The organism is Saccharomonospora sp. NB11, from assembly GCF_015910535.1.
In the GTDB taxonomy this organism is placed as follows: domain Bacteria; phylum Actinomycetota; class Actinomycetes; order Mycobacteriales; family Pseudonocardiaceae; genus Saccharomonospora.
On record NZ_JACBJG010000001.1, the window covers coordinates 470941 to 488421 of the forward strand.

The 17481-nt window shown below is 70.2% G+C and carries 16 protein-coding genes and 1 tRNA gene; 11 read left to right on the forward strand and 6 right to left on the reverse strand.

Annotated elements, in window-relative coordinates:
* Positions 1–51: 51 nt before the first annotated feature.
* The gene (locus JAV51_RS02225) at positions 52–756 is read left to right on the forward strand and encodes a hypothetical protein (RefSeq protein WP_231641054.1); all 705 of its coding nucleotides are present in this window, start codon (positions 52–54) and stop codon (positions 754–756) included.
* Between the two features lie 63 nt (positions 757–819).
* On the opposite strand, the gene JAV51_RS02230 is transcribed toward JAV51_RS02225, so the two are convergent.
* The 4 genes from JAV51_RS02230 to JAV51_RS02245 all read right to left on the reverse strand — a co-directional run bounded on the left by JAV51_RS02230 (position 820) and on the right by JAV51_RS02245 (position 3906).
* Positions 820–1113: an amphi-Trp domain-containing protein gene (locus JAV51_RS02230; RefSeq protein ID WP_197318880.1), complete on the reverse strand. Its 294-nt coding sequence runs from the start codon at positions 1111–1113 to the stop codon at positions 820–822.
* Positions 1114–1196: 83 nt separating this feature from the next.
* Complete coding sequence (locus JAV51_RS02235) at positions 1197–2264, reverse strand: B12-binding domain-containing protein (RefSeq protein ID WP_197318881.1); 1068 nt, start codon at positions 2262–2264, stop codon at positions 1197–1199.
* A 2-nt stretch (positions 2265–2266) separates the two neighbouring features.
* The gene (locus JAV51_RS02240; protein WP_197318882.1) at positions 2267–3610 is read right to left on the reverse strand and encodes a PP2C family protein-serine/threonine phosphatase; all 1344 of its coding nucleotides are present in this window, start codon (positions 3608–3610) and stop codon (positions 2267–2269) included.
* Positions 3611–3830: 220 nt separating this feature from the next.
* Positions 3831–3906, reverse strand: a tRNA-Thr gene (locus JAV51_RS02245).
* A 238-nt stretch (positions 3907–4144) separates the two neighbouring features.
* Between JAV51_RS02245 and JAV51_RS02250 the strand changes: the two genes are divergently transcribed.
* From JAV51_RS02250 to otsB, 3 genes are read left to right on the forward strand one after another with little or no spacing between them, the layout of a single operon-like run.
* Positions 4145–5665 carry a threonine/serine exporter ThrE family protein gene (locus tag JAV51_RS02250; protein ID WP_197318883.1) on the forward strand — a complete coding sequence of 507 codons (1521 nt, stop codon included), beginning with the start codon at positions 4145–4147 and terminating at the stop codon, positions 5663–5665.
* Between the two features lie 23 nt (positions 5666–5688).
* Positions 5689–7167, forward strand: coding sequence for a trehalose-6-phosphate synthase (locus JAV51_RS02255; RefSeq protein WP_197318884.1), 1479 nt, complete (start codon positions 5689–5691; stop codon positions 7165–7167).
* A gap of 41 nt (positions 7168–7208) precedes the next feature.
* Positions 7209–9740 carry a trehalose-phosphatase gene (gene otsB, locus JAV51_RS02260; protein WP_197318885.1) on the forward strand — a complete coding sequence of 844 codons (2532 nt, stop codon included), beginning with the start codon at positions 7209–7211 and terminating at the stop codon, positions 9738–9740.
* Positions 9741–9802: 62 nt separating this feature from the next.
* Here the strand turns inward: otsB and radA are convergent, their stop codons facing one another.
* Together radA and JAV51_RS02270 are read right to left on the reverse strand one after the other, a co-directional pair.
* Positions 9803–11197: a DNA repair protein RadA gene (radA, locus tag JAV51_RS02265; RefSeq protein ID WP_197318886.1), complete on the reverse strand. Its 1395-nt coding sequence runs from the start codon at positions 11195–11197 to the stop codon at positions 9803–9805.
* Positions 11198–11277: 80 nt separating this feature from the next.
* Complete coding sequence (locus tag JAV51_RS02270) at positions 11278–11871, reverse strand: copper chaperone PCu(A)C (RefSeq protein WP_197318887.1); 594 nt, start codon at positions 11869–11871, stop codon at positions 11278–11280.
* A 330-nt stretch (positions 11872–12201) separates the two neighbouring features.
* Between JAV51_RS02270 and JAV51_RS02275 the strand changes: the two genes are divergently transcribed.
* The 7 genes from JAV51_RS02275 to JAV51_RS02305 are packed head-to-tail and all read left to right on the forward strand — an operon-like array spanning position 12202 to position 17460.
* Entirely contained in the window at positions 12202–12693 is a 492-nt protein-coding gene (locus JAV51_RS02275; protein WP_005441592.1) for a CarD family transcriptional regulator, read from the forward strand.
* Between the two features lie 20 nt (positions 12694–12713).
* On the forward strand, positions 12714–13340 hold the full coding sequence (locus JAV51_RS02280) for a 2-C-methyl-D-erythritol 4-phosphate cytidylyltransferase (protein ID WP_374058965.1): 627 nt from the start codon (positions 12714–12716) through the stop codon (positions 13338–13340).
* On the forward strand, positions 13337–13813 hold the full coding sequence (gene ispF, locus JAV51_RS02285; RefSeq protein ID WP_197318888.1) for a 2-C-methyl-D-erythritol 2,4-cyclodiphosphate synthase: 477 nt from the start codon (positions 13337–13339) through the stop codon (positions 13811–13813). The genes JAV51_RS02280 and ispF overlap by 4 nt, the downstream gene beginning before the upstream one ends.
* A gap of 4 nt (positions 13814–13817) precedes the next feature.
* Entirely contained in the window at positions 13818–14504 is a 687-nt protein-coding gene (locus tag JAV51_RS02290; protein WP_197318889.1) for an HAD family hydrolase, read from the forward strand.
* A gap of 17 nt (positions 14505–14521) precedes the next feature.
* Entirely contained in the window at positions 14522–15901 is a 1380-nt protein-coding gene (gene cysS / locus JAV51_RS02295) for a cysteine--tRNA ligase (protein ID WP_197318890.1), read from the forward strand.
* A 3-nt stretch (positions 15902–15904) separates the two neighbouring features.
* Positions 15905–16873 carry a 23S rRNA (guanosine(2251)-2'-O)-methyltransferase RlmB gene (rlmB, locus tag JAV51_RS02300; protein ID WP_197318891.1) on the forward strand — a complete coding sequence of 323 codons (969 nt, stop codon included), beginning with the start codon at positions 15905–15907 and terminating at the stop codon, positions 16871–16873.
* A gap of 17 nt (positions 16874–16890) precedes the next feature.
* On the forward strand, positions 16891–17460 hold the full coding sequence (locus tag JAV51_RS02305) for a DJ-1/PfpI family protein (protein ID WP_307845709.1): 570 nt from the start codon (positions 16891–16893) through the stop codon (positions 17458–17460).
* Positions 17461–17481 lie beyond the last annotated feature (21 nt).

Below are 17481 nucleotides of genomic sequence, written 5' to 3' on the forward strand. Positions count from 1 at the left end.
TTCCTCCCTTTGGTCGGGGCACGAAGTCAGCCGATTACGCTCGGGACAGGCTTGACGGTACCCGGGCTCGGCAGGAAGGGGCAGGTCGCTGTGCTCCACACACGGCGCGGTCGCTCGGCGCTCGCTGCAGCGCTGCTCGCCGCGGTGGTGGCCTCCTGCGGCTCCCCCGCGGACGACGCTCCGCCTCCACCGGTGACCGAGACCCGCACGGTCACGATGCAGCCATTCGAGCCCGACGGTGACCTCAAGCCGGGCCTGCGCGTCGAGCAGGAGGTGTCCGGCAGGTGCGTGCCCTCGGTGCTGAGCCCGGACAACGACCTCGCCCGTCGTTGCTTCGCCACCGAGACGTCCGTGGCGATGGACCCGTGCTTCGTGCCGGAACCGGACGTGGGACGCCGCCTGGTCGCGCACGACGAGCTGCGCAAGCTCGGCGTCATCACCGTCGCCGTGTGCCTCGCCGCCCCCGACCAGACCGACCTGACCCGCATCTACGTCGCGGACGACACCGGCGTCTACGGCCTGCCGTGGGACGACGTGGACCCGCACTGGGCACTCGAACTCGCCGACGGCACGCAGTGCGTGAAGGTGTTCGGGGTCAGGGAGATCCGCGAGGAACTCCACCTGAGCTACACCTGTGACGACGGCGGATACCTGTACGGCATCCCCGACGAGGAACCGCCGGTGTGGCTGATCCACCACCGCGACGAGGACTCGGACGAACTCGTCTACACCGAGGTGCGAACGGCCTGGAAGTGACTCGCGCGCGAACCCACGGCCGCCCCGTGCCTCACCGCTGAGGCGGCGCGTGGCCCGTCGAGCTCAGACGACGGACTTGTCGGCGTCGGCGGCGTCGGCGGCGTCGTCTTCGGAATCCTCAGCGGCGGAGTCGGCGTCCTCGATCGTCCACTTCAACTGGAACTCGATCTCCTCCTCGCCGTCACCGCGCTCGTGCTCGATCGAGAACCGGGCCCGCGCGGGAACCCGGATGCGCTCACCGGCGATCTGGATGCGGAAGGGCTTGTCGGTTTCGAGCGCGTCGGCCAGCCGGCGCAGCTTCGCCACGACGTCGGCGGTCGAGTAGAAGGCTTCCACGTCCCGCGATGCGGCAGTCACAGTTCTTCCTCTCGTTCGGATGACTTCCTGACGTCCGAGATCCTGTCACGCCGACCGGGATACGAGACAGGGCCGGTTCCCGCTCACGCGGCGTCGCTCGCCGGGACGGGCCAGTGCTCCTCGACCAGCGCGTGTGCCCGCGGCAGCGACCGTACGACGCCGAGCACCTCCGAGCGCAGCGAGTCGACCGCGGACGGCGCGACCGACCGCGCCGTCAACACGGCGAGGACCCACTGGGCCACCTCCCGCACGAGGCGGCCGTCGGCGGTGAGCAGGGCCCCTTCGAGCGCGCGGAAAGGTTGTTCCACGCAGTCGCGGATCACCAGGTTCAGGTCGGTGTCGCTGACGATGTCGCCGTCGCCGACGGTCCCGGCGGGCTCCCACCGGGAGGCGACGCTCCGCACCAGGCTGTGGTGCTCGGTGTCGAGAGTGCGCTGTTCCGAGACGACGTCCTGCGGCAGGGGTGGTGCGGGTTCGACCGTCGGGGGGAGGTCCTCGCCGAGGTCGAGTCCCTCCGGCAACGTCGACGCCCACGCCGTGGCGCCGAGCACCCGCGCGCGGTGCGCGTCGGTCCCGAACGCGCTCCCACCCGCCAGCACGGGAATCCCCGCCGTGGTCGCCGACTCGATGGCCCGGCGAGTGCTCGGCAGGCCCCCGGCCACGGAACAGCTCACGGCCACCACGTCCGGCTCCACCTGGTACAGGTAGGAGTACAGGCGCTCGGCGGGTGTCGCGGCACCGAGGAACGTCACGTGCCAGCCACGGGACCGCAGGGACGTGCCCACCACCATCGCGGCGAGCGCGTGCCACTCACGCTCGGCGCAGCCCACGATGACGCGTCCCTTCGTCAACGGCAGCGACCTGACTCGTCTCGCGACGGCCTCGGCTGCGGCCAGGGAGATACCGGTCGCGATGTGTTCCTGCGCCACCGACCATTCGGCGTTCTGCCACCGCTCACCGATGCGCCGCTGCGCGGGTGTGATCACGTCGCACAGCAGGGAGACCGGGTCGGCGTCGTCGTCGAGCGCCCGGTCCACGAGCGCGAGCGCCGTGGAGGCGTTGCCCTCCGAGAGCGCCTGCTCGAAGCGATCGAACAAGTCGACGGTGTCGTCGCGGAAGTCGGCGCCGTGCGCCGTCGTGGACGCGGACATGATCACGTTCCGTTCTGCACGGCGATGAGAGCGATGTCGTCGTGTGCCGCACTGTCGAGATGTTCCAGAACTCGTTGCTCCACGGCCTCGCAGACCGTGGCCGGACTCGCGCCCGCGTACTCGGGGAGCATGACACGCAGGCGGTCGTGCCCGAAGAAGCCCTCTTCACCACGCGCCTCGTCGACGCCGTCGGTGTAGAAGAGCACCGTGTCCTTCACCCCGAGCCGTACGTCGGTCTCGACGTACGACAGACCGGAGATGATGCCCGCGACCGTTCCGGTCACGCCCGGCTCCTCCACGGTGCCGTCGGCACGCAGCACCAGCGGCGGAGGATGTCCGGCCACGGCCATCGTGGCGGTCATCGAGCCGTCGTCGGCGCGACGCCGGAACCGCACGCACGCCGCCGTCACGAACCGTTGGGACATCTGCGGGCGCAACACCTCGTTCAACGCCTGGAGCACGGTGGCGGGCGAACGATCGAAGTAGGCCGCCGCCCGGACCGTCTGCCTGGCGAGGCTCGTGTACACCGCCGCGTCGATGCCCTTGCCGCAGACGTCGCCGATGACGACGGTGAAGTCGTCCGCGTCGCCGTGCACGTCGTAGAAGTCGCCACCGATCCGCAACCGTTGCTGTCCGGGCCGGTACCGCGCCGCCATGTACACCCCCGGGTACTCCGGCAGCTCCGGTGGCCGCAGCACCTGTTCCAGGGCGTCGGCCATCTCGCGACGTTCCTCGTAGAGCCGGGCCGATTCCAGGGTCGCGGCCACCCGACGTGCGAACTCCTCGGCGGCGAGCACGTCGTGGGTGCTGTAGTCGCCGCCGTCGGTGTCGGGTCCGCGGACCGCCACGAAGACCCCGTTGGTGGCGCCCCCGATGTTGAGAGGCACCGCGAGTGCCGCCGACGGCTGGTGCGCGGCCGCCTCCTCCCGCAGCGGCGTGGAGGGCACGAGGTCGCCGAGCACGGCGCACACGTCGTCGTGGGGTGCCACGTACCGCTGGCTCACGCCCCGACGCCGGAATCGGCCCAGCGCCAGTCGCGGATCGAGTCGACCGAGCAGCACGGGACCGGCCACGCGGGCGTGGCGGTCGTGGGAGTAGACGGAGACGCTGTCGGAGTCGAAGAACGCGAGCATGGCCCAGTCGCCGAAATGGGGTACGGCGAAGTCGAGTGCTCGAAACACGGTGCGCCGGACGTTCAGCGACCCCGTGAGCTGCCGCGACAGCTCCCCGATCAGCTGCACGTGCGCCCAGTCGCCGGGCTGGGGCGTCCTCGCCTGCGCGCCGTTGGCCCCTGTCTGAGCGCCGTTCGACGACTCGCGAGTCGGGTGATCGTAAGCCGCGTTCACTGTCGACTCCTCGGTGAAGAGGACATCAGAACCCGACTGTACGGGAGGAATCCACGCGCGGAACCCGCGCGCAACCCACTGGATCGCAACAAACTCGCCTGGTCACCGGCCGAACGCGAAGCGCGACCGAAAACGGGTGCGACGCCGTGAAGAAGGTACGGCGCCGCAGGATGAATGGGAAGTCACTACCCGGAAATCGCGTGACGTTCCTCGGTGTCGATGGAGCCGGCAACAGGACTCGAACCTGCGACCCTCTGTTTACAAGACAGATGCTCTACCAGCTGAGCTATGCCGGCCTGCCCCTCGCCCGAAAGCGCGTGGGCCCGGCCTCACTATATCCGGCGCGATCTGCGCCACAGCGGGCACCTGCACGACGTCCGGTCGATGCTGCGAGCCCCTCGCGCGACTACCGTGGATCGAGGTCACGTTCGGACAACGATGTGGTATACGCCACGACCCTCGGGGTGCAACGGTCGAGGCCGCGCTGCCGATGCTCTCCCGGGAGGAATCAGCTGGACTTCCAAGGAGGTGGAGATGAAGCTGAAGCCGCGCGCTCGTGCGGCCGCACCCAAGCGCCGTCACGCGTGGCAGATCCTGGAAGCACCAGCCGACGAACAGACCGAGAAACGCGCCGAGAAACAACCGGGCCGCAAGATCCGGCAACGCGCCTGGCACATCCTGGAGCCACCGACGGGCGAGCTGCCCGCGGTCGAGCCGTTGCAGGACGCCGCCATCGGACCGGAGCTGCCGGACGAAGCGACCGTCCACATGGTCCTGGATCTCGTCACCCGCATCGGCGAGGTCCAGATGGCCAGCGGAGCGGGCGCCTCCGACGTCACGGCCACCATCCTCACGCTGACCCGGGCTCTCGGCCTCCCACACTGCGAGGTGGACGTCATCTTCACGTCCATCACCGTGAGTTGTCTGCGAGGCAGCGACCTTCCGCCGGTCACGGCGCTGCGGGTCGTGCGCTCGCGCAGCCTCGACTACACCCGACTGTCCGACGCCGAGCGGCTCGTCCAGCAGTTGATCCGGGGTCGGATCAGCCCCGAGGACGCGTACACGGAGCTGTCGCGGCTCACGAACGCCGAACATCCGTACCCGCGGTGGGTGTCGACCCTCGCCTGGGGCGGCATGGCCGCGTTCATCACCCTGCTGCTCGGCGGCGGTGGTTGGCTGCCGCTCATCTCCTTCCTGATCAGCGCCGTGGTCGACCGCGTGGGCAGGTTGCTCAACAAGGGCGCGCTGCCGTTCTTCTTCCAGCAGGTGGTGGGTGGCTTCATCGCCACGCTCTCGGCCATCGCCATCGTCAACATCGAGGTCTTCGAACTGGAGAGACCGACACTCGTCGTGGCCGCCGCCCTGACGGTGCTGCTGTCGGGGCTGTCGACCGTCTCCGCCGTGCAGGACGCGATCACCGGCTACTACGTGACCGCATCGGGACGCACGCTCGAAGTCGTGATCATGAGTGCGGGGCTCATCACCGGGGTGGGTGCCGCGATCAGTCTCGCCGCCGAACTGGGCGCGACCCGAACCCCGGTGCCGACGACGCCCACCGCCTCGCCGCTGACGCTGCCGGTGATGATGGTCGCCGGGTCGGGCGCGGCCGCGTGCTTCGCGCTGGCCTCGTACTCGAAGGTGCGTCCGATGGCCGTGGCGGCCGTGGCCGGTGCCGTCGGTGCGGGCGCCTACGGGGCACTGAGCCTCGCCGGCTACAACCAGATCATCGCCGCGTCGATCGCCGCGACCCTCGTCGGTTTCGGCGGTGGTGTGCTCGCGCGGCGCCTGAAGGTGACGCCACTCGTGGTCGCGGTGTCCGGTATCACGCCCCTGCTCCCGGGTTTCTCGACCTACCGAGGCATGTCCCAGTTGGTCGCCAACGGCGACATCAAGATTCTGATGTCCGCGGCGGCGATCGGCCTGGCACTCGCGGCCGGGGTGGTGCTCGGCGAGTGGTTGGCGCAGCCCGTGAAGACCGGGCTCGGGCGGCTCGAACGCAAGCTCGCCGGGCCGCGGATGGCAGGCCCCCTGAACACTGGCCGCCCGCTGGAATAGCCGGTGAGAGTTACTGTTTGAGCATGCCTTCCGCGCCTTTCTCGGAGCTTTCCTCGAACCCGACGTTCATCCCACGGTCGAACGCACGAGCAGAGTTCGTGGTCGTCGCCAACCGGCTACCGGTCGACCTCGAACGCACCGCGGACGGCAGCCAGCGCTGGACGCAGAGCCCGGGCGGGCTCGTGTCGGCGCTGGAGCCGTTCCTGCGCTCCCGCAAGGGCGCGTGGGTCGGCTGGCCCGGCGTACCGGACGTGGAGGTCGACGAGTTCAGCGACGACGGGCTCGTCCTGCACCCGGTCACCCTGACCACCGAGGACGTCCGCGACTACTACGAGGGCTTCTCCAACGCCACGCTGTGGCCGCTCTACCACGACGTGGTGGCCAGGCCGGTCTTCGACCGGGGCTGGTGGGAGAGCTACGTGCGCGTCAACCGACGTTTCGCCGAGGCGAGTGCCGCCGTGGCGGGCGAGGGCGCCACCGTGTGGGTGCAGGACTACCAGCTCCAGCTCGTGCCCACGATGCTGCGGGAGATCCGGCCCGACCTGCGCATCGGCTTCTTCCTGCACATCCCGTTCCCGCCCGTGGAGCTGTTCATGCAGTTGCCGTGGCGGGCCGAGATCGTGCGGGGCCTCATCGGCGCCGACCTCGTGGGTTTCCACCGGCCGGGCGGTGCGCAGAACTTCCTGTGGCTCGCCCGCCAGCTCATCGGCCTCGAACCGAGTCGCGGTTCGGTGGGTGTGCGCTCGCGGCCCGGCATGGTGCAGGTCGGCGACCGGACCGTGCGGGTCGGGGCGTTCCCGATCTCCATCGACGCCGCGGGCCTCGACTCGCTGGCGCGCAGCAAGCCCGTGCAGGAACGGGCGCGACAGGTGCGCCGCGAACTCGGCGACCCGAAGACCGTCCTGCTCGGCGTCGACCGGCTCGACTACACCAAGGGCATCGACCTCCGGCTCGCCGCGTTCCACGAACTGCTCCAGGAAGGCCGCGTCAAACCCGACGACGTCACCTTCGTCCAGCTCGCCACCCCGAGCCGTGAACGCGTCGAGCATTACCAACAGATGCGCAGCGAGATCGAACAGATGGTCGGCCGCATCAACGGCGAGTTCGCCAGGGTCGGTCACCCCGCGGTGCACTACCTGCATCAGTCGGTGAACCGGTCGGAACTCGCGGCGTTCTTCTCCGCCGCCGACGTCATGGTGGTGACCCCGCTGCGGGACGGCATGAACCTCGTCTGCAAGGAGTACGTGGCCTGCCGTCACGATCTTGGCGGAGCGCTCGTCCTGTCGGAGTTCGCGGGAGCCGCAGCCGAGCTGAGCAGCGCCTTTCTGGTCAACCCTCACGACCTGGACGGGGTGAAGAACGCACTCGAGCGAGCTATTACGCTCGACCCCGCAGAAGGTCGGCGTAGGATGCGCGCCCTGCGTCGCCAGGTTCTGACGCATGACGTCGACAGGTGGGCGCGCTCGTTCCTCGAAGCCCTCGGAACGGAAGCGGCCGCCTGACCTTCTCCCCAGACCGCTGCTCAACTCCCCGAGGAGGAGTGTTGACCGCCGAGGCCCTGCCTGCTGAGCTGCGGCGTGCGATCGTGCAGATCGCCCGGACGCCGCGCCTGCTGGTCGCCTGCGACTACGACGGAACGCTTGCCCCCATCACGACCAACCCGGACGAGGCCAGAGCCCGTCCGGAGTCGGTGGGCGCCTTGCGGTCCCTCGCGTCACTGCACGAGACGACGTGTGCCGTGATCTCCGGCCGCGCGTTGCGCGACCTGGCCATCCTGTCGCGGCTGCCCGCCGAGATCCATCTCGTCGGAAGCCACGGCTCCGAGTTCGACATCGGTTTCGTGCACGCGCTCGAACCGGAGGCGCGCGAACTGCACCGGCGGTTGGAGGCCGAGCTCAACCGCATCATCGACGGGGTCGAGGGCGCGGCACTGGAGGTCAAGCCCGCGAGCGTCGCGGTCCACGTCCGGCGCGCCGACCGCGAGACGGCCCGGAAGGTCGTGGCGGCCGTCCACGAAGGCCCGGCCACGTGGGACGGCGTCACCACCACCGACGGCAAGGAAGTCGTCGAACTCGCCGTGGTGCGCACCGACAAGGGCAGCGCGCTCGACACGCTGCGACACCAGGCCGGTGCCACCGCCACCATCTTCGTGGGTGACGACGTCACCGACGAGAAGGCGTTCGCGCGGCTGACCGGCCCCGACCTCGGGGTGAAGGTCGGCGAGGGCGACACGGCGGCCGAGTTCCGCATCGGCGACACCGAGGACGTCGCCACGATGTTGGCGTTCCTGCTGGAGGAACGCCGCAATTGGCTGTACGGCCAGCAGGCTCCGCCCATCGAGCGACTCACGATGCTCGCCAACGAACGGTCGGTGGCGTTGGTGACGCCGGACGCCAAGCTCACGTGGCTGTGCCACCCGGGCCCGGACGCCCCGGCGGTGTTCGCCGACCTCCTCGGCGGCGAGAGCGCGGGACACTTCTCCATCAAGCCGCACCGCAACGGTCTTCCGCTCGGCCAGCGCTACCTCCCCAACACGATGACGGTGGAGACCCGCTGGTCGCGCCTGCTCGTCACCGACTACCTGGAGCCGGAGAGCGCTCCGCACCGCACCGACCTCGTGCGCGTCATCAGCGGCGAGACCACGGCGTCCGTCGTGTTCGCGCCGCGGCCGGAGTTCGGCGGTGTGCCCGTGCGACTGCTGCGTGAGGAGGACGGCCTGCGGGTGCTCGGCACCTCGGAGCCGTTCGTCCTGCGCTCCCCCGGCGTGCAGTGGGAGATCACCAGCGACGGCCTGCACGACACGGCCAGCGCCCTGGTGACGCCCGAACGCGACAAGCCCGTCGTCCTCGAACTGCGCTGCGGGACCACCGACCTCGGCCCACACGAGCTGTCCGAGACCGAACGCCGTGAGCGCGCGGGCCGGTACTGGAGCGAGTGGGCCACCACGCTGAAGCTCCCGCAGGTCGAACCCGAGCTCGTGGCCCGGTCCGCGCTGACCCTGCGCGGCCTCACCGACGCCGACACCGGTGGCGTGATGGCGGCGGCGACGACCTCGCTGCCCGAGGAGATCGGCGGTGTCCGCAACTGGGACTACCGCTACTGCTGGATTCGCGACGGCGCGATGACCGTGCGCGAGCTGGTGACGCTCGGCTCGCTGGAGGAGGCGGAAGGCTTCCTCCGCTGGCTGCACGGAGTGCTGTCGACACTCGCGGGCCCGGAACGCCTGCACCCGCTGTACACGCTCGCGGGCACGCAGCTCGGCGCCGAGGCCGTCATCGACTCGCTGCCCGGCTACAAGGGTTCGCGACCGGTGCGGGTCGGCAACCTCGCCAACCACCAGGTGCAGCTCGACGTGTTCGGCCCCGTCGTCGAACTCGTCGTGACGCTGGCCGAGGCGCGTGGCGAGCTGCGCGACGAGGACTGGCAGATGGTGCGGGCCATGGCCGAGGCCGTCACGCGCCGCTGGTCCGAGCCCGACCACGGCATCTGGGAGGAACGGCACGTCCCCCGCCACCGCGTCTACTCGCGGGTCATGTGCTGGGTGACACTCGACCGCGCCATCAAGCTGGCCGACGTCTACGGCCGCCCGGTGCCCACCGGCTGGGTCGAGTTGCGCGACGAGATCGCCGACGACGTGTTGACCAACGGCTGGAACGCCGAGGTGCAGGCGTTCACGACGGCCTACGACGGCACGGACCTGGACGCCGCGTCGCTGTTCGTGGGGCTGTCGGGGCTGCTCGACCCGCAGGACGAGCGCTTCCAGGCGACGGTCACCGCCATCGAGGCCGAGCTGCGCAGCGGCTCCACCGTCTACCGGTACCGCCGCGACGACGGCCTCCCGGGTGGTGAGGGCGGCTTCCACCTGTGCGCGGCCTGGATGATCGAGTCCTATCTGCTCACCGGACGGCGCACCGAGGCCGAGGAGCTGTTCGAACAGCTCGTGGACGCCGCGGGCCCGACGGGTCTGCTTCCCGAGCAGTACGACCCGATCGCCGAGCGGTCACTCGGCAACCACCCGCAGGCGTACTCGCACATCGGTCTGATCCGCTGTGCGCGCCTGCTGTCGGAGGCGTGACGCCTCGCTGACATCGAGCACACGGGCCGGCTCCGGGAACTCTCGGGGCCGGCCTTCTCGTCTCACCGGCCGGTGGTCTGGTCCGCGGGTCGGGTGCCGGGAACGTACTCGACCGCGTGCAGGGCACTGGCGAGGTCGCCGACCTCCAGCGTCTTGATGCCGTCCGGCAGCGGACCCGGGTCCGGGGGCACGAGCGCGTGAGTGAACCCCAACCGCGCAGCCTCGGCCAGTCGCCGCCCCACGCCGGTCACCCGCCGCACCTCACCGGCCAGCCCCACCTCGCCGATCGCGACGAGCCGCGGGGACAGCGCGAGGTCCCGCATGCCCGACCACACGGCGAGCGCTACGGCCAGATCGACGGCCGGTTCGGTGACCTTCATGCCGCCCACGGTGGCCGTGTAGACGTCCTTGCCCCCGATCGGATTGCCGGAGCGCTTCTCCAGCACCGCGAGCACCATGCTCACCCGCGAGGAGTCGAGCCCACTGACGGCACGGCGCGGCTGCGGCAGCGCCGACTCGGCGACCAGCGCCTGCACCTCGCACAGCAGCGGTCGCTTGCCCTCCACGGTGACGGCGACCGCCGTCCCCGGCACGGCCTCGGCGTGACGGTTGAGGAACAGTCCCGACGGGTCCGGCACTCCTTCGATCCCGTCGTCGTGCAGCTCGAAGCACCCGATCTCGTCGGCGGCACCGAACCGGTTCTTGACCCCGCGCACCATCCGCAACGTCGAGTGCTTGTCCCCCTCGAAGTGCAGGACGACGTCCACGAGGTGTTCCAGCACCCTCGGGCCCGCGACCGACCCTTCCTTGGTGACGTGGCCGACCAGCACCACGGGCAGTCCCCGCTCCTTGGCCAACGCCACCAGCGAGGCCGTCACCGCGCGCACCTGCGTCACGCCGCCGGGAGCGCCGTCCGCCTGCGGCGACGACATGGTCTGTACCGAGTCCACGATCAGCAGGCCCGGCTTGACGTCGTCGACGTGACCGAACACCGAGGCGAGGTCGCTCTCGGCGGCGAGGAACATGCGGTCGTGCACGTTGCCGGTGCGTTCCGCCCGCAGCCGCACCTGGCCCGCGGACTCCTCACCGGTCACGTAGAGCGCGGCGGCCTCACCGCGAGCCGCCCACTGGTACGCGACCTCCAGCAGCAGCGTCGACTTGCCGACCCCGGGTTCACCCGCGAGCAGGACGACGACACCCGGAACGAGACCCCCGCCGAGCACCCGGTCGAGTTCCGACACCCCGGTCGGCCTGGCCCGGGACGACTCGACGTCGACCTCGGCGATCGGCTTGGCGGGCGCGCTGGGCGCACCGGCCGCCACCGTGCCGACGGGCGCGCGTGGGACGGCCCGTTCCTCGATGGTTCCCCAGGACTGGCACTCCGGACAGCGCCCCACCCACTTCGCGACCTCGTGGCCGCACTCCGCGCAGCGGTAGCTCGATCCCTTCCTCACCACGCGCCGACGCTAACGCGCGACCCCGACACTCGCCGAAGCGGAGTCGGCGGCCGCGCGCGAACGGAGCCGTCGGCGACCGGTCAGTGACCGCCGCCCTCGTGCGACGAGGAGGCGGAGTCACTCGTCCTCGGTTCCTCGGGCACCGTGATCGGCAGCTCGAACGTCACCGCACCGGCGTCGCGGAAGGTGAGCGTGAGGTCGATCATCTGGCCGGGGCGCAGGTCACGCGTGAGGCCGTTGAGCGTGAGCGAGCCGCGCGTGGGGTCGCCCGAGACCTCGTCGCCCGTGGCGGACTGGCCGGGGCCGAGCACGAGGGTGCGGTACGCGGGAACGGTGCGGGAGCCCTCCAGCGTGACGTCGGCCGCCGCCTCCGTGCTCGCCGACAGCAGCTCGTCGGCCTTGCCGCTCTGGTTGACGAGCCAGATCGTGGTCCCGGCGTCGCTGCCCTTCGGGTACACGGCGGGCTCGGACCCGTTGGTCTCCGGGTAGGCGACCTCCGCGTTGCGGATCGCGATCGAACCGGCGTCGACAGAGGTGCCGTTGATCGCCGCCACCTGGGTGTCCGTCTGTGTGATCTGCCCGGCACCACAGCCCGTGACGAGCAGTGCGGCACCGACAGCGGCCACGACCGGCCCCGACGATGCGGCCCTCGAACCCACCGTGCGACGTTTCACTTGGAGTCCCTCCTACTCAGGGCTACCTGTCGCTGAGACTATCCCGGGTGCGCGCCGAGGACGTCACCCGGTGGCCCGCGAGTGTGGCGCAGACTTCACCGCGGCTTCACCGCGGGGCCTGAGATCAACTTCCGGAAATGCGTCCACAATGGATTACGCAAAGGCACGCGAATGCCCCCGTCGTCACCTGCGTGAGTATGCGAATTACCCATTTGTCAACCCCCTCACCTGCGACAATCAGGCCATTGACCTGCGACAACGAGGTCGGGTGTCTGGTTCGCAGCCGAAAGCGCGTGCTAAGATGGACACAGCGAAAGGGGCAGAGGACACATGGTTTTCAAGGTCGGAGAGACCGTCGTCTACCCGCACCACGGTGCCGCACTCATCGAAGCGATCGAAACCCGCGTGATCAAGGGCGAGGAGAAGCAGTACCTCGTCCTCAAGGTCGCGCAGGGTGATCTTACGGTTCGTGTTCCCGCCGACAACGCCGAGGTCGTCGGCGTTCGTGACGTCGTGGGCCAGGACGGACTGAACCGCGTCTTCGACGTGCTGCGGGCGCCGCACACCGACGAGCCGACCAACTGGTCTCGCCGGTACAAGGCCAACCTGGAGAAGCTCGCCTCGGGCGACGTCAATAAGGTGGCCGAAGTGGTGCGCGACCTGTGGCGGCGGGAGAAGGACCGTGGCCTTTCCGCGGGCGAGAAGCGGATGCTGGCCAAGGCGCGGCAAATTCTGGTCAGCGAGCTCGCACTCGCCGAGGGCACCGACGAGAACAAGGCCGAGGTGCTGCTCGACGAGGTGCTGGAAACCGCGGTGGTCTAGCACTGCCGAACGTCATCTCACTGGTCCCGCTCGGGGCGCAAGATCGAGACGGGTCGGGCGCACTCGCACGCATACGTGACGTGGCGCTTCTGACACATGTCGTGCGCGGCATCGTGTCCGCCGACCGCAGCGACCACATCGTGGTGGCCGGCCCGACGTCGGACCATCGCGAGTACGCCGACGCACTCGCGGCGGTCGGCGGTTCTCGCGTCGATCTCGTACCCGGTGCCGGTGACCGCATCGAATCCACCCGGCTGGCGCTGCTGGCCGCGGAGCCGACGGCGAAGGACGTCGTGCTCGTGCACGACGCGACGCGTCCCTTCACGCCGGTGGAAAGCATCACCGCCGTCGTGGACGCCATTCGCGCAGGCGCACCCGCTGCCGTACCGGTGGAGCCGGTGACCGACACCGTCAAGGTCGTCGATTCCAGCGGCGTCGTCCGTCGCACCAGCGATCGTGACCACCTGCGGCGAGCCCAGTCGCCACGGGGTTTCGTCGCGGACGTCCTCGACCGCACCGATCTGGTGAAGGCACTCGACTTCGTCGGTGTCTCCGTGCGCGCCGTGGCGGGACACCCGAACGGCATGCGGGTGGACACCACCTTCGACCGCACCGTGGCGGAGGCACTGCTGGAAGGACGGGAATGAGGATCGGTCAGGGCGTCGACGTGCACCCCATCGAGGCGGGCCGCGAGTGCTGGCTCGTCGGGCTGCGGTGGCCCGATGCCGACGGTTGTGCAGGGCACTCGGACGGCGACGTGGGTTCACACGCGCTGTGTGACGCGCTCCTCTCCGCGGCGGGACTCGGCGACCTGGGCTCGGTCTTCGGCACCGGAGACGCACGGTGGGCGGGCGCACACGGCGTGGAACTGCTCACCGAGGTGCGCAGGCGCATCACCGACGCGGGTTATCGCGTGGGCAACGCAACCGTTCAGGTGATCGGCAACCGGCCCAAGATCGGTCCACGTCGCGACGAAGCGCAGCGCGTGTTGAGCGAGGCCGTGGGCGGGCCGGTGTCCGTGGCGGCCACCACCACGGACGGACTCGGGCTCACCGGGCGCGGCGAAGGCGTCGCGGCCATCGCGACGGCACTGCTGCTCCCGCTGACGGACAGGAACTGACGACGTGGCGATCGAGGCGGTGCTGTTCGACTTCTCCGGCACGCTCTTCCGACTGGAACACAAGCCGAGCTGGGTCACCGACCTCACCGACGGTCAGGGCGACCCGCTCGACGTCGAGGCACAGACCGAGCTGCTGCGGCGCATGACGGCGCCCGTCACGCTGAGCGTGGACCTCGACGACGAGCACCTGCACGCCTGGCACCACCGGGACCTCGACCCGACGCTGCACCGCAAGGTGTACCTGGAAGTGCTGCGGCAGTCGGGCATCCCCCGCGTCGAGCAGGCCAAGGCCGTCTATCGCAGACTCGTCGACCCCTCCGAGTGGACGCCCTACCCCGACACCGGCGACGTGCTGCGCGGCCTCGCCGAGGCGGGCACCAAGGTGGGCGTGCTGAGCAACATCGCGTTCGACATCCGACCCGCCTTCGCCGCTCGCGGCTACGACGCCTACGTCGACGACTTCGTGTTGTCGTACGAGGTCGGCGCCATCAAGCCCGACCCGACGGTGTTCCGCATCGCGCTCGACCGGCTCGGGATCGCCGCGGAGAACACGCTCATGGTGGGTGACAGCGAGGAGGCCGACGGCGGCGCCACGAAGCTGGGCTGCGCGTTCGCGCTGGTCGATCCCCTGCCCACGGTCGAGCGCACCGACGGGTTGCTGGCCGCCCTGCGCGAGCATTCCGTGCTCTGACCCGTACCATTTGCGACGTGGTCCTTCAACTGTTCGACACCGCGACCCGGCAGGTGCGCGAGTTCCATCCCGCGCGCAGTGGAACGGCGTCCATCTACGTGTGTGGGGCCACCGTGCAGGGCGTACCGCACATCGGACACGTCCGCGGCGCGTTGAACTACGACGTGTTGCGCCGGTGGCTGGTCCACTCCGGACTCGACGTGTTGCTGGTGCGCAACGTCACCGACATCGACGACAAGATCCTCGCGAAGGCCGCCGAAGCGGGACGCCCGTGGTGGGAGTGGGCTGCGACCCACGAGCGTGCGTTCGAGGAGGCGTACGCCGCGCTCGGCTGCCTGCCTCCGTCGGCAGCACCCCGCGCCACCGGACACATCACGCAGATGATCGAGCTGATCCAGCGGCTGATCGACTCCGGCCACGCCTACGCGGCCGAGGGTGACGTGTACTTCTCCGTGGCGTCGTTCGACGACTACGGGGCGCTGTCCGGCCAGCGGATGGAGGACGTCCAGCAGGGCGAGACGCAGGCCGCGGGCAAACGCGACCACCGCGACTTCACGTTGTGGAAGGGCAGCAAGCCCGGCGAGCCGTCGTGGCCGACCCCATGGGGCCCGGGACGGCCTGGGTGGCACCTGGAGTGCTCGGCCATGGCCACCACCTACCTCGGCGCTGAGTTCGACATCCACGGCGGCGGGGTCGACCTCGTCTTCCCGCATCACGAGAATGAGCGGGCTCAGTCGATGGCGGCGGGCGACCCGTTCGCCCGGTACTGGCTGCACAACGCGTGGGTGACCATGTCGGGCGAGAAGATGTCGAAGTCACTCGGCAACGTGGTCGCCATTCCCGAGATGCTGCGCCGGTACCGGCCGGTGGAGCTGCGGGCGTACCTGATCCAGCCGCACTACCGCTCCACCATCGAGTACTCGGACGCCGCGCTGTCGGAGTCCGCGCAGGGCTACCGGAGGATCGAACAGTTCCTCCGGCGTGTGCGCGGCACGTCCGGCGAGGTCCGGGTGGGCGAGGTGCCCGCCGAGTTCGCCGCCGCGCTCGACGACGATCTGGGCACGCCGCAGGCGTTCGCGGTGCTGCACAACACGGTGCGCGACGGCAATGCGGCCCTCGACTCCTCCTCCGACGACAAGGCGCTCGAACTCGCCGAGTCGGTGCGTGCCATGGTGCACGTCCTCGGCATCGACCCGCTGTCCGAGCAGTGGGCGGAGCACACGGGTACCGAGGCCGAGGCACTGTCGACGTTGGTCGACGGTCTGCTCGCCGACCGGCAGCAGGCCCGCGCCGACCGTGACTTCGCCAAGGCCGACGCGATCCGCGATCGACTCACCTCCGCGGGCATCTCGGTGGAGGACACCCCCAACGGTCCCATGTGGACAGTGAGAGACTGACGAATGGCAGGCAATTCCCACCGCCGTGGAGCGGTGCGCAAGCAGGGCACGAAGAAGGGCTCCGTCGTCGGCTCCGGCGGCAGGCGCCGCAAGGGTCTCGAAGGCAAGGGCCCGACGCCCCGGGCGGAAATGCGGCCCGGCCACCCTGCCCAGCGCAGGGCCGCCGCTGCGGCGGCCCGGGCGGAGCAGAAGCGCAACGCCGCCAAGAAGGCGGCCGAGGGCCCCGAGATCATCGCGGGACGCAATCCCGTCGTGGAGGCGCTGCGCGCCGGGGTGCCCGCCACGGCCCTGTTCGTCGCGCTGAACATCGACGCCGACGACCGCGTGACCGAGGCCGTGCGCGTCGCCGCGGACCGAGGCATCTCGATCCTGGAAGTGCCCCGCGACGAGCTCGACCGCAAGACCAACCGCGCCGTGCACCAGGGCCTCGGCCTGCAGGTGCCGCCGTTCTCCTACGCGAGTCCGCACGACTTGTTGAAGGCCGCCCGCGAGTCGGGTGAGCCGCCGCTGCTCGTGGCGCTCGACGGCGTGACCGACCCGCGGAACCTCGGTGCCGTCATCCGCTCCGCCGCCGCGTTCGGCGCCCACGGTGTGCTGCTGCCGAGTCGGCGCAGCGCCGGCATGACCGCGGTGGCCTGGCGGACGAGCGCGGGCGCGGCGGCACGGCTCCCGGTGGGCATGGCGACGAACCTGACCCGGCAGCTCCAGGAGTGGGCGTCCGAGGGCCTCATGATCGTCGGGCTGGACGCGGACGGCTCGGTGGACATCGACAGCATGAACATCGACGTCGACCCGCTCGTCGTGGTGGTTGGGTCCGAGGGACGCGGCCTGTCGCGGCTGGTGCGTGAGAACTGCGACTACACCGTGTCCATTCCCATGGCGGCCGGTGTCGAGTCGTTGAACGCCTCCGTCGCGGGCGCGGTGCTGCTGGCCGAGGTCGCGCGTCGCCGTCGTGCCGCGGGCCGCGTCTGATGCGAACCATCGGCGTCGTGCTCTTCGACGACGTCGAAGAACTCGATGCCATCGGTCCGTGGGAAGCGCTGTCGCACTGGGCTCGGACGTACCCGGACGACGGCTATCGAGTGGTGACGCTGGCACGCGACGGCGGCGAGGTGCGGTGTGCCAAGGGGCTGCGTGTTCTCGCCGACCACTCCTACGGTGACGCTCCGCCGCTCGACGTGCTGTTGTATCCGGGCGGCCGTGGGACGCGCTCCCAGTTGCACGACGAGGACCAACTCGCCTGGGCTCGCGAGCAACGCGAGACCGTTCCGCTGCTGACGAGCGTGTGCACCGGCTCCCTCGTGTACGCGGCGGCCGGGCTGCTGCGTGACCGGCCCGCGACGACGCACTGGAAGTCGCTGGACCGACTCGCCGATCTCGACCCGACGATCGACGTGCGCCGGGACGAACGATTCGTCGACGACGGTGACGTCATCACGTCGGCCGGGGTGTCGGCGGGTATCGACATGGCGCTGCATCTGCTCGCCCGCTTGGCCGGCCCCGAGCGGGCGCGGGAGGTTCGGCGGCACATCCAGTACGACCCCGCCCCGCCGGTGTAGTCACCCGAAGCCGTCCCCGCC

Coding starts and splice junctions, on each gene's coding strand:
- rlmB (WP_197318891.1), top strand. CDS start 15,905: ATGGCAGGCAATTCCCACCGCCGTGGAGCGGTGCGCAAGCAGGGCACG.
- JAV51_RS02275 (WP_005441592.1), top strand. CDS start 12,202: ATGGTTTTCAAGGTCGGAGAGACCGTCGTCTACCCGCACCACGGTGCC.
- JAV51_RS02250 (WP_197318883.1), top strand. CDS start 4,145: ATGAAGCTGAAGCCGCGCGCTCGTGCGGCCGCACCCAAGCGCCGTCAC.
- ispF (WP_197318888.1), top strand. CDS start 13,337: ATGAGGATCGGTCAGGGCGTCGACGTGCACCCCATCGAGGCGGGCCGC.
- JAV51_RS02235 (WP_197318881.1), bottom strand. CDS start 2,264: ATGTCCGCGTCCACGACGGCGCACGGCGCCGACTTCCGCGACGACACC.
- JAV51_RS02255 (WP_197318884.1), top strand. CDS start 5,689: ATGCCTTCCGCGCCTTTCTCGGAGCTTTCCTCGAACCCGACGTTCATC.